General features: G+C 63.4%; 15 protein-coding genes and 1 other RNA gene. 10 read left to right on the top strand and 6 right to left on the bottom strand.

The window, feature by feature from the left end; translation table 11 throughout:
- Positions 1–11: 11 nt before the first annotated feature.
- On the bottom strand, positions 12–806 hold the full coding sequence (gene modA / locus ACFSQT_RS21855) for a molybdate ABC transporter substrate-binding protein (protein WP_379022013.1): 795 nt from the start codon (positions 804–806) through the stop codon (positions 12–14).
- A gap of 160 nt (positions 807–966) precedes the next feature.
- Between modA and ACFSQT_RS21860 the strand changes: the two genes are divergently transcribed.
- Complete coding sequence (locus ACFSQT_RS21860; protein ID WP_379022015.1) at positions 967–1,173, top strand: TOBE domain-containing protein; 207 nt, start codon at positions 967–969, stop codon at positions 1,171–1,173.
- A gap of 39 nt (positions 1,174–1,212) precedes the next feature.
- Here the strand turns inward: ACFSQT_RS21860 and ACFSQT_RS21865 are convergent, their stop codons facing one another.
- Positions 1,213–2,007, bottom strand: coding sequence for a thymidylate synthase (locus ACFSQT_RS21865; protein ID WP_379022017.1), 795 nt, complete (start codon positions 2,005–2,007; stop codon positions 1,213–1,215).
- Between the two features lie 210 nt (positions 2,008–2,217).
- The gene (locus tag ACFSQT_RS21870; RefSeq protein WP_379022019.1) at positions 2,218–2,529 is read right to left on the bottom strand and encodes a DUF2853 family protein; all 312 of its coding nucleotides are present in this window, start codon (positions 2,527–2,529) and stop codon (positions 2,218–2,220) included.
- Positions 2,530–2,696: 167 nt separating this feature from the next.
- Here ACFSQT_RS21870 and ssrA point away from each other — a divergent pair.
- Positions 2,697–3,057: a transfer-messenger RNA gene (gene ssrA, locus ACFSQT_RS21875) on the top strand.
- A 183-nt stretch (positions 3,058–3,240) separates the two neighbouring features.
- On the opposite strand, the gene ACFSQT_RS21880 is transcribed toward ssrA, so the two are convergent.
- Positions 3,241–4,446, bottom strand: coding sequence for a multidrug effflux MFS transporter (locus tag ACFSQT_RS21880; RefSeq protein ID WP_379022021.1), 1,206 nt, complete (start codon positions 4,444–4,446; stop codon positions 3,241–3,243).
- Between the two features lie 190 nt (positions 4,447–4,636).
- On the opposite strand from ACFSQT_RS21880, the gene ACFSQT_RS21885 reads away from it, so the two are divergent.
- The 4 genes from ACFSQT_RS21885 (at position 4,637) to ACFSQT_RS21900 (ending at position 6,418) form a co-directional block, all read left to right on the top strand.
- Positions 4,637–5,326 (top strand): TetR/AcrR family transcriptional regulator, encoded by a 690-nt coding sequence (locus ACFSQT_RS21885; protein WP_379022023.1) that lies wholly within the window; start codon positions 4,637–4,639, stop codon positions 5,324–5,326.
- Positions 5,327–5,444: 118 nt separating this feature from the next.
- Positions 5,445–5,984, top strand: coding sequence for an SspB family protein (locus ACFSQT_RS21890; protein WP_379022025.1), 540 nt, complete (start codon positions 5,445–5,447; stop codon positions 5,982–5,984).
- A gap of 15 nt (positions 5,985–5,999) precedes the next feature.
- Positions 6,000–6,197 (top strand): DUF4169 family protein, encoded by a 198-nt coding sequence (locus ACFSQT_RS21895; protein ID WP_379022027.1) that lies wholly within the window; start codon positions 6,000–6,002, stop codon positions 6,195–6,197.
- Complete coding sequence (locus ACFSQT_RS21900; RefSeq protein ID WP_379022029.1) at positions 6,194–6,418, top strand: ribbon-helix-helix domain-containing protein; 225 nt, start codon at positions 6,194–6,196, stop codon at positions 6,416–6,418. Before ACFSQT_RS21895 ends, ACFSQT_RS21900 begins: the two co-directional genes overlap by 4 nt.
- Here the strand turns inward: ACFSQT_RS21900 and ACFSQT_RS21905 are convergent.
- The gene (locus ACFSQT_RS21905) at positions 6,415–8,214 is read right to left on the bottom strand and encodes a chloride channel protein (RefSeq protein WP_379022031.1); all 1,800 of its coding nucleotides are present in this window, start codon (positions 8,212–8,214) and stop codon (positions 6,415–6,417) included. The two genes, ACFSQT_RS21900 and ACFSQT_RS21905, sit on opposite strands and share 4 nt — an antisense overlap.
- Before the next feature lie 158 nt (positions 8,215–8,372).
- Between ACFSQT_RS21905 and ACFSQT_RS21910 the strand changes: the two genes are divergently transcribed.
- The 3 genes from ACFSQT_RS21910 (at position 8,373) to ACFSQT_RS21920 (ending at position 10,154) form a co-directional block, all read left to right on the top strand.
- The gene (locus ACFSQT_RS21910; protein WP_379022033.1) at positions 8,373–8,810 is read left to right on the top strand and encodes a MarR family winged helix-turn-helix transcriptional regulator; all 438 of its coding nucleotides are present in this window, start codon (positions 8,373–8,375) and stop codon (positions 8,808–8,810) included.
- A gap of 124 nt (positions 8,811–8,934) precedes the next feature.
- Positions 8,935–9,240, top strand: a complete 306-nt coding sequence (locus tag ACFSQT_RS21915; protein ID WP_379022035.1) for a hypothetical protein — start codon at positions 8,935–8,937, stop codon at positions 9,238–9,240.
- 26 nt (positions 9,241–9,266) lie between these two features.
- A complete protein-coding gene (locus ACFSQT_RS21920; RefSeq protein WP_379022037.1) occupies positions 9,267–10,154 on the top strand; it encodes a sigma-70 family RNA polymerase sigma factor in 888 nt (295 codons plus the stop codon).
- A 76-nt stretch (positions 10,155–10,230) separates the two neighbouring features.
- On the opposite strand, the gene ACFSQT_RS21925 is transcribed toward ACFSQT_RS21920, so the two are convergent.
- Positions 10,231–14,142: an AsmA family protein gene (locus ACFSQT_RS21925; RefSeq protein ID WP_379022039.1), complete on the bottom strand. Its 3,912-nt coding sequence runs from the start codon at positions 14,140–14,142 to the stop codon at positions 10,231–10,233.
- Between the two features lie 155 nt (positions 14,143–14,297).
- Here ACFSQT_RS21925 and ACFSQT_RS21930 point away from each other — a divergent pair, with 155 nt between their 5' ends.
- Positions 14,298–15,284: a Dyp-type peroxidase gene (locus ACFSQT_RS21930; RefSeq protein WP_379022041.1), complete on the top strand. Its 987-nt coding sequence runs from the start codon at positions 14,298–14,300 to the stop codon at positions 15,282–15,284.
- Positions 15,285–15,287 lie beyond the last annotated feature (3 nt).

Genomic DNA, 15,287 nt, shown 5'->3' on the forward strand with positions numbered 1-15,287 from the left:
GGTTTCGTACCTTAATTGCTCGGCGCCAGGACAGTGAAACCCTGATCCTTGAACAGCGCACCAGCCTTGGCCGACTGCAAGCATTTCAGGAAGGCCGGCGTATCCTTGTCCTTCGAATCGGCGGTCTGGGCAACCGGATAGATGATCGGCGGATGCGAATCCTCCGGGAAGGTGCCGACCACCTTGACGCCCTTTTCGGCATGCGCATCGGTGGCGTAGACGATGCCGAGGGCTGCTTCGCCGGTCGAAACCAGCTTCAGCGCCGCGCGCACATTCTCGGCCTGCGCCACCTTGCCCTTGACCGACGACCAGACGCCAAGTGATTCGAGCGCCGCCTTGCCGTATTTGCCGGCCGGTACAGCCTTGACGTCACCCATGGCCAACTTGCCGTCACCGATCAGCTTGGCCAGATCGAAGCCTTTCTCGATCTTGGTTTCAACCGTCGAGTCCTTCGGCGCCACCAGCACGATCTGGTTGCCAAGCAGCTTCACCTCGGGGTCCGGCTTGGTCAGCTTCTTGTCGGAGAGATATTTCATCCAGTCGAGGTCGGCTGAAATGAAGACGTCGGCAGGTGCTCCGCCCTCGATCTGCTTGGCCAGCGCCGAGCTTGCCGCGTAGGAGACGGTCGCGGCTTCGCCGACATCGGCCTCGCAGGCTTTGTTCACGGCATCGAGCGCTTCCTTGAGGCTGGCCGCGGCGAACACGACGACCTTGTCTTCCGCATGCGCGGCCGGCACGGCGGCCATCAGCGTCGCCGCAAAACCACCAATGGCGATCGCCCTCAATCCGAAACCTTTGCGCGTCATGGAAAACTCTCCCTGGTTTGAAATCCGATCGGCTCGAAGCCTGCCGACCGATATATCCGCATGAATATAACAAGGGAAGACCTGACACCGTTCGAAAGCGTCTGTTCGGCATCGATTGTTCTGCTAAGACGGGCAAACAAACCTTGGAAAGGAACCTCCGATGAAGATCAGCGCCCGCAACATCCTCCAGGGAACGATCACCGAAATCGTCGAGGGAGCCACCACCTCGCATGTCCGGATCGACATTGGCGGCGCCGTCGTCACCGCCTCGATCACCAACGAAGCCGTCGCCGACCTCAAGCTCGAAAAGGGCAAGCAGGCCTACGCGGTAGTCAAGGCTTCGGATGTGATGGTCGGCATCGACTGATCGGTGCCCGATTTCGAGGAGTGAGCCAAATCTGCGGGCTTAGACCGCGATGGGCGCCTTGATCGACGCGTCGGCGACGTAGTCTTCCAACCGGAAATCCTCGAAGCGGAAGGCGAACAAGTCTTTCACTTCCGGATTGGTCCACATCGTCGGCAGCGCCCTCGGCGTGCGCCGCAGCTGTTCGCGCGCCTGCTCGAAATGGTTCGAGTAGAGATGCGCGTCACCAAGCGTGTGGACGAAATCGCCTGGCTTCAGCCCGGTCACCTGCGCCACCATCAGCGTCAGCAGCGCGTAGGAAGCGATGTTGAACGGCACGCCGAGGAAGATATCGGCCGAGCGCTGGTAGAGCTGGCAGGAAAGCCGGCCCTCGGAAACGTAGAACTGGAACAGGCAGTGGCATGGCGGCAATGCCATGGCTTCCACTTCGGCCGGATTCCACGCCGAAACGATCAGCCGCCGCGATTGAGGATTGCGGCGTATCTCCTTCAGAAGATTTGCAATCTGGTCGATCGAGCCGCCATGGCCATCCGGCCAGGAGCGCCACTGCTTGCCGTAGACCGGGCCGAGATCGCCATTCTCGTCGGCCCATTCGTCCCAGATCGAAACGCCATGGTCGGTGAGATACTTGATGTTGGTGTCGCCGGCCAGGAACCACAGCAGTTCATGGATGATCGACTTGAGATGCAGCTTCTTGGTGGTGGTGACGGGAAAGCCGCGCGCCAGGTCGAAGCGCATCTGGTAGCCGAAGACAGAGCGCGTGCCGGTGCCGGTGCGGTCGCCGCGATCGGCGCCGTTGTCCAGGACATGCTGCAAGAGGTCGAGATATTGGCGCATCGGTTCGGGCTCGATTCGGTGATACGGCCATCATAGCCGACGGACAGGCGGCCGAACACTACAAAGCGCCGCAAGCGTTGCTTGCTCCATCACTCTTTTCCGGGCGTTTGCGCCGCCCTTCATTGCCCTGCCGGGCATTTCTCCCCGTACGGGGCGAAAGAAGCCGGCCGCGACTCCGACGCCCTTCCAGCAACGTCGGTCGCCCTATCGTCAGAGGGAGCCGAGCTTGCCCAGATCCTTGGCAACCAGGTAGTAGAAAGTGACGCGGTTCTTGGTGTTGTCGGCGGCCATCGCCTTGCAGACCTTCTCGATCGAAGCGTCGGCCTTCTTGTCGTCAGTGATGCCAAGCTTCTTCGACACCCAGCCCGCCTTGACGCGGTCGAGTTCCTTCGGGTCGGTGCAGGAGACCAGCGAGGAATCGCGGTTCCTGAGCGCGATGCCCAGATGCTTCACGATCTTGTCGACCACATCGGCGCTTGCTGCGGCGTCGTATTTCTTCACGTCTGCAAGATAGTCGGCCATCAAAATTCCCCTCGTCGGCGCCACGAATCCGATCGATGAGGGCTGTGGCGCTGCTGCAACCCGTGCGCTAGGTCGGTAACTCCTCACCGTTGCAAAGCTTCGGTTGAGACCGCTTCCAAGTCAACCCTTGGCGATGCGGTTTTGGGGTGGGGACAAAGTGCTATTGCGGCCTTTCATTTTCCGCGATCGGCCCCTATATTCATTTTGTCGGCTTGACCGACTATGGCGATAAATGGGCGATGAAATAAGCCGTTCGGACCCGGGGGCGGTACCCGGCGCCTCCACCAAAAACCGCTGTTGAGAACAGAGCGGCTTTTGCTGGGGGCGAAATAGGATCGACGAAGGTGTAAAGATCGTACTTTTGCCCGGCATTGTACCACCGTCATCGGGCTAAACTTATAGTTGCCAACGACAACTATGCGGAAGCACGTCTCGCTGCTTAATGCAGTGCGATAGCTTCAATTCAAGTCCTAGTGGTTCGCACTTCTAGGCGGGGTTCGGAGGTACCTGGCAACAGAAACCTCCACTTCTCTCTTCCTTCCCCCAATAGCGTCACGCACAACGGCAGCTCCCGTCGCACGCAGGATGCCGAAAGAAAACAGACACTGGCGCCGATTGAGGCGCGGCTGCGGTTCATCCTGGCCGAAACCGGATTGGCCCGGACATGAAAAAGGCCGGGACGATCCCGGCCTTTTCCTTGATTTTGAAGGTTTATTCCGCTGGCGCCTCGACGGCTTCGCGCGCACGGCCGAGCGTAAACTTGGCCAGCGTGAACGAGATCACTGCACACAGCGTGATGCCGGCGACCATCGGCAGCGGCGTGCCGTCGAAGAACACGCCGGCGACACCCATGGCGAGCGCGCCGATGCCGAAGTGCAGCGTGCCCATCAGCGCCGAAGCCGTGCCGGCGATCTCGCCGTGCTCTTCCATCGCCAGCACCGAGGTGGTGGGGATGACCAGGCCGAGGAAGCCGTAGCCGACGAACAGCAAACCCGCCATCACGTCGAGCCGGTCGACGCCTGTCGCCATCACCGCGAACAGCACTACCATCGTCGTCGCATAGCCGGTCACCGCGACACGAACCACGCGCCGCAGCCCGAACCGCTCGGACAGCAGACCCGTCAGCTGCGACATGCCGATGAAGGCGACCGCGTTGATCGAGAAGAACACGCTGTAGACCGAAGGCGACAGACCATAGTGGTCGATCAGGATGAAGGACGAGCTCGACAGATAGACGAAGAAGCTCGCAATGCCGAAGCCGGCGATCGCGGTCAACCCGAGGAAATTGCGGTCGCCCATCAGGAAGCGGTAGGCGGACAATGCAGTGCCGAACGAGGAGCCGGCGCGTTCTTCCACCGGCCGCGTCTCCTTGAGCGAGGTCGCCAGCAGGATGGCGGCCAGCAGGGCAGCACCCGTCACCGTCCAGAACACGGCGCGCCAGCCGAAATTCTCGATGATCTGGCTGCCGGTCAGCGGCGCCAGGATCGGCGACACCGAAAAAACCAGCATCAGCAGTGACATCAGCTTGGCGGCTTCGGTGCCGGTGTGCAGGTCACGCACGATGGCGCGCGGCACTGCCATGCCGGCGCTGGCGCCGAGGCCTTGCAGGAAGCGGAAAGCGATCAGCCATTCGATGGTCGGCGCCATTGCCGAACCGATGCCGCCGACCATGAACAGCGCAAGGCCGCCATAGAGCGGCAGCTTGCGGCCGACCATGTCGGAGATCGGCCCGACGACGATCTGGCCGAAGCCCATCGACAGGAAGAAGATCAACAGGCTCATCTGCACGGCGGCGGTGCCGGCGTGAAGATCCGCGCCGATCGACGGCAGCGCGGGCAGATACATGTCGATGGCGAACGGGCCGATGGCGGACAACAGGCCGAGCACGACCGCAATGCGGAGGAATTTAGGACTCATGATATAGGCTTCTTTCGAATCTGGTTTGCTGCCGCCAGGCGACGTCTAACCCCAGGACGTTCGGTCCCATGAAATTCCGACTCGCCAAGAGCGAATTCTTTTCGCCTCTCCGGAGCGAAATCTCTTCAAGCTATGTCCACAAATTTAGACACTCTTGTCTAATTCGTCAATCACATCTATATAGTTTTCTATGAAGCTGCACGTTTCTCCTGACACTTTCCCGCCACGCGGCCATGAGGCCAAGCGCATATCGATCGTCGATTCCGCTGCTGCGGTGTTCTGCCGCGAAGGTTTCGCCGGCGCCAATATCGATCTGATCGCGGTAGAGGCGGGTGTGTCGCGCCAGACCGTCTACAACCATCATGGCGACAAGGAAAAACTGTTCGTCGCCGTGGTTCGCGATCTGACCGAACGCTGCAATGCCGGCATCTTCGCCACCATTGCCACCTTCCCCGACCAGCCGAAGGACCTCGAAGCCGATCTGATCGGCTTCGCCGTGCGCATGAACCAGAACTGCATCTGCAACCGTGACGGAAAGTTCCTGCGCAAGCTGATCCAGACCGAAGGCGAGCGCTATCCCGAGCTGTTTGCCGAATGGCGCGAACAGGGTCCAGGCCGGACATGGCCGGCAATCGCCGCCCGCTTCGCCCGGCTGGCCTATGGCGGTTACCTCGCCATCGAGGATCCCGACGTAGCGGCACGCCAGTTTCTCGCCCTTGCCAATGCCGAACTGCAGACGACCTTCATGCTCGGCGGCACGCCGCGCGAGGACGAGGTGCTGAAGTCGGCGACAAATGGCGTACGCACCTTCCTGCGTGCCTTTGGCAAGCGTCGGTCCGCAGCCTCAGTGGAAAAGCAGACCGCGCTGGCCAGCGCCTGAGCGATCAAATCGTTGGCAATAGTCCTCGTCTCGGTGCGGCGGTGATCTATATGCGGTTTACGCCGCCCTCAAGCTTGATTACAGCTATGCGGACGATTCAACGGAACCCGACCGGAACATGGCCGACGACCACATCCGCTACGACATTCTGGCCCAGGAGGCGTTGCGCGGCGTCATGCGCAAGGTCCTGGCCGAAGTCGCGCGCACCGGCCTCCCCGGCAACCATCACTTCTTCATCACATTCCTGACCGGCGCGCCGGGCGTGCGCGTGTCGTCGCGGCTGCGCGAGCGTTATCCCGAGCAGATGACCATCGTCATCCAGTTCCAGTACTGGGACCTGAAGGTGACCGACACCGGCTTCGAGGTCGGCCTGTCGTTCTCCGACGTGCCGGAGAAACTCGAAATCCCGTTCTCGGCCGTGCGCGGTTTCTATGATCCGTCGGTCAATTTCGAACTCGAATTCGACGTCAAGACGGACGGTGCGGCCGTCGAGGAACCGGCCGACCAGCCCGCGCCCGAGCCGCTGACCATCGCCTCCGAGAAAAAGCCGAAGGCTGAGAAGAAGGCCGTCGCCGAGCCGGAAAAGAAGCCCGCTGCTGCCGACGCCGCCACCAAGGGCGCCGAAGTGGTCTCGCTCGACGCCTTCCGCAAGAAATAGGCCACGGTTCGCACCATGGCCGACATCGTCAACCTTCGTCAGGCCCGCAAACAGAAAGCGCGGGCGGACAAGGAACAAATGGCCAGCCGGAACCGCGCCTTGCACGGCCGCAGCAAGGCCGAAAAGGAACGCGACCGCCTGATCGCCGACAAGAGCGAAAGGTTCGTCGCGGGCCATCACCGCGACAAGCCCAGCCAACCTGACGATCAATGAGCGTTGTCGAAAAGCGCTCGGTGACCATTCGCGGCCATCGCACCAGCTATTCCCTCGAAAAGCCCTTCTATGACGATCTCGTCGCCATCGCGGCGGCCAGAACCCTGACGCTCGCTGCTCTCGTCGCCGAAGTCGACGAGACGCGGCCCCGCGACACCAACCTGTCCTCGGCGCTCAGGCTGCATGTGCTGGCGTGGGCGAAGCGCGGGGTAAGTTCCTAGACGCTCTCGGCCGCGTCCGCCTTTTTCCTGCGTCTGGTGCCGAAGCCAAGCAAGGTCGAGCGCTCGCGCTCCTCGGCCTGTTTGCGCGACCGCACGCGCATCAGATCCTTCCAGCCGACATAGCCGGCCAGTTGCAGGCCTTCGCGGGTGACGACGGGCAGATGCGACACGTTGGCCATCAACAGCTTGTCGGAGAGGCCTTCCAGATATTCGTCGGGATAGGCCAGCGTCACCTTGCTTCCGGCCAGCAATTCGCCGAGCGTCGTCGTGCGGTGCTTGCCGGCACGGCGCCAGCGCAGGATCGCCGGCGGATCGATGAGGCCGAGCACCTGCCTGCTCTCATCGATCACCGGAAAGCTCGGATGCCTGGTCTCCGGCGCGGTCAGGAAGGCTGCCGCGCCGTGGAGCGTCATCGTCGCCGGCACGCTCTCGACCTGCGAGGTCATCACTTCGCGCACCCTGGTCAGCGCAAACGGATCGACGCGATATTCGCGCACGAGGTGGTGCCCTCGCCTGGCGATCTTCTCGGTCAGGATCGAGCGCTTCATCAACAGCACGGTGACGGCATTCGCGGCGGCACAGGCCGCGATCAGCGGCACCAGCACATGCGTGTTGCCGGTCAATTCCACGGCGAAGAACGTCGCCGTCAGCGGCGCGCGCATCGTGCCGCCCATGGTGGCGGCCATTGCCAGCAGCGCCCAGAAGCCCGGGTCCGCCGCGGGCAGAATTCCGGCCAGCACCGCCCCCATCGCGCCGCCCATGATCAACAGCGGCGCCAGCACGCCTCCTGATGTTCCCGAGCCCAGTGCCACCGACCAGATGATGGCCTTGACCACGAGCAGCATCAGCGCGGCGGCGGCGATCGTGCGGCCGTCCAGCATGTCGGCGATGTTGTCATAGCCGACACCGAGCGCCTGCGGTTCGATCAGCCCGCCAATGCCGACCAACAGGCCGCCGAGCATCGGCCACCACATCCAGTGGATGGGCAGTTTCTGGAAGCCGTCCTCACAGGCATAGACCATCTGCGTCAGCAGTCCTGACAACAGACCGGCACAGATACCGACCAGGACCCAGCCGCAAAGGCCGACGAAGGAAATCGCCATGGTGCCCTGGAACGGAAAGATCGGCCCCGGCATGAGCAGCATGGTGCGTTCGACCTCGGCAATGATCGCCGCGACCGCAACGGGAATGAAGCTGCGCGGCGTCCATTCGAAGAGCAGCAGTTCGACCGCCAGCATGATCGCGGCGATCGGCGTTCCGAACACGGTGGTCATGCCGGCCGCCGCCCCCGCAACCAGCAGCGTCTTGCGTTCGTTGTCGCTGACCGGCAGCATCTGCGCGATTAGCGAGCCGATGGCGCCGCCCGTCATGATGATCGGGCCCTCGGCGCCGAACGGTCCGCCGGAGCCGATCGAGATCGCCGACGACAGCGGCTTCAGGATCGCAACCTTGGCGTCGAGCCTTGAACGCCCGAGCAGGATCGCCTCGATCGCCTCGGGAATGCCATGGCCGCGAATCTTCTCGCTGCCGTAGCGCGCCATCAGGCCGATGATCAGCGCACCGATGACCGGAACGACGACGGCGGCAAGCCCAAGCGGCGTGTCCTGCAGCTTCATGTCGGCAAGCGAGAACTGGCCGAAATAGGCGATGTTGGTGGCAAGCCGGATCAGCTTCAAAAGCGCGATGCCGGCAAACAGCCCCGCCGTCGCCACCACCACCGCTATCGCGGCGACAAGCAGCACTCTGGCGTCCGTGGTGAAATCCCTGAGACGGCCGGGATCGGAATGGGTCTTCATGGTGGTTTTGCTTCCTGGCGTCGGGCCACATCGCGGATCCGCGGCAAGGTCGAAGCGACCGGCCGGGGATTGTCGGCTGGCTATGTATCGTAACACGATATAAAAATTCAAGCCGGTTTTGCTTGAAATCGATTTGAGCTTTCGCCGGAATGGAACAAATGTCCGATATGACGCAGCCGCAGAAACCCCGTCCCGCCATCAGCCAGGCCGACTACCAGCGGCTGTCCGAGTTCCGCTACCTGATCCGCCGCTTCCTCGAATTCAGCCAGTTGCAGGCCGAAGACGCCGGGCTGACGCCGCGCCAGCACCAGGCGCTGCTGGCGATCAAGGGATATCCGGATGGCGGGCCGGTGACGGTCGGCGATCTGGCGGAGCGCCTGCGCATCCGCCACCATAGCGCCGTCGAGCTGGTCAACCGCCTCGGCGAGGCGGGACTGGTCGCGCGGGATCAGGACAAGGACGACCACCGCCGCGTGCTGCTGCGGCTGACCGAGCGCGCCGACGATTGTCTGGCCGAGCTGTCGGCCGCGCATCTCGACGAGCTCTCGCGCATCGAACCCATGCTGCGGCGCCTGCTCGATCGGGGCCGTGAGTGACACCTCCGGGGGTTGCGCGTGATGACGCCGATATTTTCACAGCGCCCCGCATCCTTTGGCCTCTTCGCAACGTCTCGGTGATGAGAGGCTCAAGAGGCGCAGGGCAACGAGAGGAAGAGCAGAGATGAAACGTCATCTGATACGCTACAAGACGAAACCGGAGCGGGCCGACGAGAACGAGCGGCTGATCAAGGCCGTTTTCGAGGAGTTGCGCGACAAATCGCCGGAGGGCGTACGCTATATGACATTGCGGTCCGGCGACGGGACATTCGTCCATTTGGTCGAGACGGCGACCGATGCCCATGCGGACATCATTACCGGGCTGGCCGCATTCGAGGCATTTCAAAACGGCGTCAGGGATCGTTGCATTGAACGTCCACAACGCGAGGAAATGAGCGTGGTGGGCAGCTATCGCATGCTGGACCGGTAAGTGCGGACGACATCACGGGAAGGAGCATGAACATTCCCATTCCTGGTGAGGCCCGCGAGCCTTTCGATCGCCTGTTCGGGGAATTGCGCCCCAAGCTGCACCGCTATTGCGCCCGTATGACGGGCTCGGTCATCGACGGCGAAGACGTGCTGCAGGAAGCCCTGGCCAAGGCGTTCGAAGCTCTGCCCAACACCGGCCCGATAGCGAATCCGGAGGGTTGGCTGTTTCGCATCGCCCACAATGCGGCGCTCGACTTTCTGCGCCGGCGAACCCGCGAAAGAGCCTTTTCCGATGAGGATCCGGATATGATCGTCGACCCGGCCAACCCCACCGTCGACCGCCAGGCCGCGGCCGCCGGCCTGCACACCTTCATGCGCCTTCCGGTGGCGCAGCGAAGCAGCGTCATCATGATGGACGTCCTGGGCTATTCGCTGCAGGAGATCAGCACCATGCTCGACACCAGCATCCCGGCTATCAAGGCGGCGCTGCATCGCGGCCGCGGCCGGCTGCGCCAGCTCGCCGATGAACCCGAGGAGCGCCCTTCCCCCAGGCTGAGTGCGTCAGAACGCCTGCTCCTCGACGCCTACATCGATCGCTTCAACGCCCGCGATTTCGACGCGGTGCGCGACATGCTGGCGGACGAGGTGCGGCTGGAGCTGGTGGCCAGGGCGCGGCTGAATGGTCGCAGGCAAGTGGGCACCTACTTCCACAATTATTCGAGTGTCCAGGATTGGCGTTTCGTGCCGGGCTTCGTCGAAGACAGGCCGGCAGTCCTTGTCTGCGATCCCAACAACCCGGCGGCGCGGCCTTCCTACTTCGTGCTGCTGGGATGGCAGGAAGGCAGGCTCGCCGCCATTCGCGATTTCCGTCACGCTCGCTACGTCGCCGACAGCGCCGAGATATCCCTTCTTTGAAACGAATGCCCCTTCGGATTGAGCAACGGGAAGGTCTCCCCCTACTGCCTACTGCCTACTGCCTACTGCCTACTGCCTACTGCAGCGACTTCAGCAGATTGTCGATGGTGAACGGATTGGACTTAGGCCTGGCCGGCGGCGGATTGTCGTTGGCCTCCGGCAGCGGCGCACGCTCCACCCTCGGGGCCTGCTGCGCGGCCTTGCGTTCGGCCTCGAGCCTTGCCTTTTCCTGCGAGGCGATGCGCATTGCCTCTTCCGCCTTCTGCCGCTCCTGCTCTTCGGCTTGCGCCTTGGCCGCCTCGTCGGCGGCCTGCTGCTCGGCCGCGGCCTGCGCATCCGCCTTGGCCTTTGCGTCGGCATCGGCTTTCGCCTGTGCTTCCGCTTCAGCCTGGGCCTGCGCCTCCGCTTCGGCCCTTGCCCTGGCGTCGGCCTCGGCTTTCAGCCGCGCCGCTTCCTCCTGTTGGCGCAGTTCCTCGGCGGCCTTGTCGCGCGCCTCCTGCAGCGCCGCGTAGTAGCGCACCTCGCGCCGCAGCCGCTGCTTTTCGAGCAGCGTCGCCTGCATCGCCTCGACGCGCTGCTGTTCCCTTTCCAGCGCTCGCTGGGTCAGGAACTGCGCCAGCGGCTCGCTGTCGAACTGCCGTTTCACGGCGCCGAACGGTCCCTCGGCGGTGAAATTCATGACCGGCTCGGAGCCGACCAGCGCCTCGTCGCCGGGCCGATAGGTGATCGCTCCCTTGGCGGAAACCATGGTTGTGCTGAGGTCTGCCGTGATGTCGGCGGACAAGGTCGCCGCCGGAGTCTCGAGGCTGATCGGCGGTGCCCGCACCGTGCCGCCGGCAACCGTGAAGGCGATGTCGGTATCGTTAGCGACAAAGCTGCCGTCGGCGGCGATCTGCGGCGCGAAGCCGGCGGTCTTGGCCGCATCGATGTCACGCCCGATCGCATCGGCCTTGGCGAGGAACGCATTGAAGGCATCGGGATTGACGCCGGCGACCTGCAAGCTCTTCAGCGTCGCCGTGCCGGAACCGGACAAGGCGGCCACCATCCCGTCGACCGACTTGCCGCTTGTCGACAGCGCCGTCGAGAAATCGCCATTGCCGCTGATTCCGGCATCCGGCAGAACGGCCGCCAGATCGGCGCCGGCCAGTTTCATCTGGCCGGTGAAAAGCCCGGTGCCGTCATTGTTCTTCAGTTCGAACAGGCCGGTCAGCCCACCGTTGAGGAATTTCGCCTTGAGGTCCGAAACCCGGATGCCTTCCTGGTCGAGCTTGAGCGAAAAGCCGGCGTCATAGGCGGTGGCGAACGGGCCGACGGCGAGTGCCGCCGTCGTCAGGTCGAGATCGGCGGTGAACGGCAGGCTCGATTTCTGGCTGAATGGAGCGGCCGGCCAGCCACTCTTGTCGCCCACACTCTTATTGGCAAGGAAAGCGGAATCGCCGAACAGCGCCACCGCCATCGGATCGAGGTCGAGTTCGTCAAGCGCCAGCGCGCCAGCCAGATAAGGCACGCCGTCCTTGACGTCGACATTTACGTCGCCCGACACCGCCGCCTCGTTGAGGGCGCCGCTGAGATCGCCCAGCACCAGCAGGCCATTGCCGTAGTCGCCTTGCGCCGTGAGCGACGCCGACATGCCCGCCCCCATGCCCGGCAGGCCGATGCCGGTCGTCATCAGCCACGGCTCGATGTCGGCGGCATCGAGGCTGAGCTTGCCCTTGGCGGCGGGGCCCTGCGGCGTATCGGCGATCGTCCCTTCAAAACTGGCTTTGAAGTCCTCGCCGGCAAGGCTGAAGGTCGTCGCCAGGCCGCCGCCAAGCGTGCCCTTGGCCTGGATGTCCGTGCTTGCCTCGCCCAGCATGCCGAGCGGCAGCGCCGGCAGGCCGTAGAGCGCCAGCAGCGCGGTGGCGTCGGGGTTCTTGGCGTTGAAGGTCATCGCCACCGGCGCTTCGAGAAGCTTGTCCGCAGCCCCCTTCCCTGACAGCGACGCCGAAAAGGCCGAGCCGCCGGCTTTGCCTTGTCCGCTCACCGCCAGCCCCGTGGTGCCATCGCCATTGTCGGCGGCACTTGCCACAAGGTCGACGCGCGCGTCCTGGAACAGCTCCGGATAGGCAGCAGCGCGGCTTGCCAGCCCCTTCAGCACGGCATTGTCGGGATAGTGCTGGGCGGCAACGTCGATCAACGGCTTGAGATCGACGGCAACCACCGATGCATCGAGCTTGCCGGTCGGGCTCGCTGGAAAATCCTTGATCCGGCCGGTGGCGCTGATCGAGGCGCCGGCCAGCCCGCCCAATGACAACCGGTCGATTTCAAGCAGCCCGTCGCGCAGCCTGAGCGCCGTGTCGACCGCGTCGGCGGTCAGGCCGCCGGCGCTGACCGGCCCGGCCTTGATCTGGAAATCGAGGTCGCGGTCGGCAAAGCGGTTGGCACCCTTGTCGCTGACGAAGATCGAGGCGAAAGCCGCCAGCCCGTCGACATCGAGTTCGCCGCCTTCGAGCCGCATCAGCACCGACGGCTTGGCGTCGTCAGGCTGGCTGGAATCGATGCGGCCGGAAAATTTCGCCTTGCCCAGGATCAGTTCGAGATCGCTGAACGCCTGGCGCTTTTCGGAGAGATCGACCTTGGCCTTGAAGCCGGCGGCGGGCAGACGGCGGATCGCCTCGTCGACATCCTTCGACAGCCATGCGGCAAAGCCGGAAGGTTGCGCCACGGCCAGCAGCAGCGAGCCGGTGAAGCCGAAATGATCCTCGACGCTGAGCATGCCATCGGCTTCCAGCGTGGTGCGGCCGGGCAGTGTCGCGGCGAGCGATTTCACCGACCAGCCGCCATCGGTCGGTTCGGCGGAAAGGTGAACGTCGCGCACCGTGGTATCGCCGGCGACCACCGCTGGCAGCTTGACCTCGACGGTGCCGGGTATGGTCGGCTTCGGCAGCTCGTGCAACGCTTGCTCGAGCGCCGCGATGCGCTGATCCAGTGTCGCGCCTGCGCCGGCTGCGGCACCCACCGCCTCGTCGAACTGCACCTGCGCGCCACTGGCCTCGATGGCGAAACGCGGCTTCAGTCCGAGATCGACCGAGGCCTTGCCATCGGCGGTGTAGGGATTGTCGAGCGGTCCGGTCTCGAAGCGGAATTCGTCGACACCGAGCTTCTGGTGATCGAGCGAAAACTTGCCGTTCAGCCGAAAGCCCGGATCGGGCTTGCCGGCGCTGACCTTCACCGTCTCGCCGTCGTTGCCGCGCAACTCGGCGCTGTTCTTGTCCGCGCCGGAAATCTTGAACTGGCCGGAGTAGACGGCTGCACCGTTGACGATGCCGGCATTGCCGTCGGTCTCGATGACCAGCGGATAGGCATCGGGATCGGCCTTCAACCGAAACCGCATCTGCCCGGTGCCTTCGGCCTTGCCGGTGGACGCAGCGACCGTTGTGTGAAGACCGTCCAGCCGCAGCGTGCCGTCCATGCGCCATGGGCCTGCCAGCGACTTGGCCGAGATGGTCGAATTGATCTCGGAGATGAGATGGCTGCGTCCGCCCGCGGCATGGCGCAGTTTGATCTGCCCTTCCGTCACCGTCAGCTTTTCGATCGAGATCTGGTTGAGGTCGAAGGGCGAGGACGGCCGCATCGCCCAGTCGACCGTGCCGTTGTTGGCGATGTCGATGGTCGCTCTCGGCCGCACCAGCCGCATATCGAAGATCAGCACCTCGCCACGCAGGAAGGGCGCCAGTTCCGCATCCATCGAAAACGTCTCGACGGTCATTGCCGGCTGGCCATTCGGGCCACCGGCGACGGCGACATCCGAGAAGGTCACCGAGGGGAACGGCAACAGCCGCGCCGTGGCATCGCCCTGCACGGTCACCTTGCGGCCGAGAATGGCGCTGGCTTCGCGCTCGAACTCGGCGCGGTAGCCGGTCCAGTCGATAAAATACGGCACCACCAGCGCCGCACACAGCACCAGCACAAACAGGCCACCGAAGATCACGAACAGGCGTGCGAGCATCAGCTCCGAACGGGTTGATTGAAATTCTGCCGCACTCTACCCGCATCCGCGTGTCGATAAAGAGGCAATTCATTCAGTGTTGCGCGATGTCTCATCCGCCGTTGCGTGATTTCGGGTGATCTGAAATAAATCCCACAAAAGGGGAGATTTTTCGGATGTCGGGCAAGAACTGGGATCGCGTGCCGATCGATGCACAGAGCGTCGATGCTCCACTGTCGTCGGCGGCGGTCTTTCTTGTCGTCACCGTCGCCAGCGGAGAGAGCGCTCTCGCCAAGGTCGCCTCGGTGCTCGGCGGCCTTGATGATCTCGTCAAGACTGTCGGATTCCGCGACCTTTCCGGCCGCCTGTCGTGCATTGCCGGCATCGGCCGCGATCTCTGGGATCGTCTCTCTCCGGACCGGCGGCCGCAGGAACTGAAGCCATTTGCACCGATCAAGGGAGCGGTTCATTCGGCCCCGTCGACGGCGGGCGACCTTCTGTTCCACATCAGGTCCGAACGAACCGACATGTGCTTCGAATTCGAGCGTATTCTGCTCGACAGTCTTGGTGACGGCGTGACGGTCGTCGACGAAGTTTCGGGCTTCCGCTATTTCGATGCGCGTGACCTGCTCGGCTTTGTCGATGGCACGGCCAACCCGACCGGCCTCGATCTGCCCGCCGCGGCGCTCGTCGGCGATGAGGATGCCGACTTTGCCGGCGGCAGCTATGTCGTCGTCCAGAAGTATCTGCACGATCTCAATGCATGGGCGCGAACGCCAACGCCTCTCCAGGAAGAGATCATCGGTCGCACCAAGATCGACAACATCGAAATCGTTGATGACGACGCGCCGCGCAAATCTCACAAGTCGCTGGCCACCATCGAGGATGCCGATGGCAACGAATATGACATTTTGCGCGACAACATGCCGTTCGGAAGGCCCGGGCAGAATGAGTTCGGCACTTATTTCATCGGCTATTCCAGGTATCTGTGGGTCACCGAGAAGATGCTGCAGCGGATGTATGTCGGCGATCCGCCGGGCGCCTACGACCGCCTGCTCGATGTCTCGACACCACAGACCGGCACGACATTCTTCGCGCCGACCCGCCCGATGCTGCAGGCCCTTGTCGAGGGCGCGCGGCAGCAGCTTCCCGCAGCACGGTAAAGC

Source organism: Mesorhizobium calcicola (assembly GCF_042682105.1).
Classification (GTDB): Bacteria; Pseudomonadota; Alphaproteobacteria; order Rhizobiales; family Rhizobiaceae; genus Mesorhizobium; species Mesorhizobium calcicola.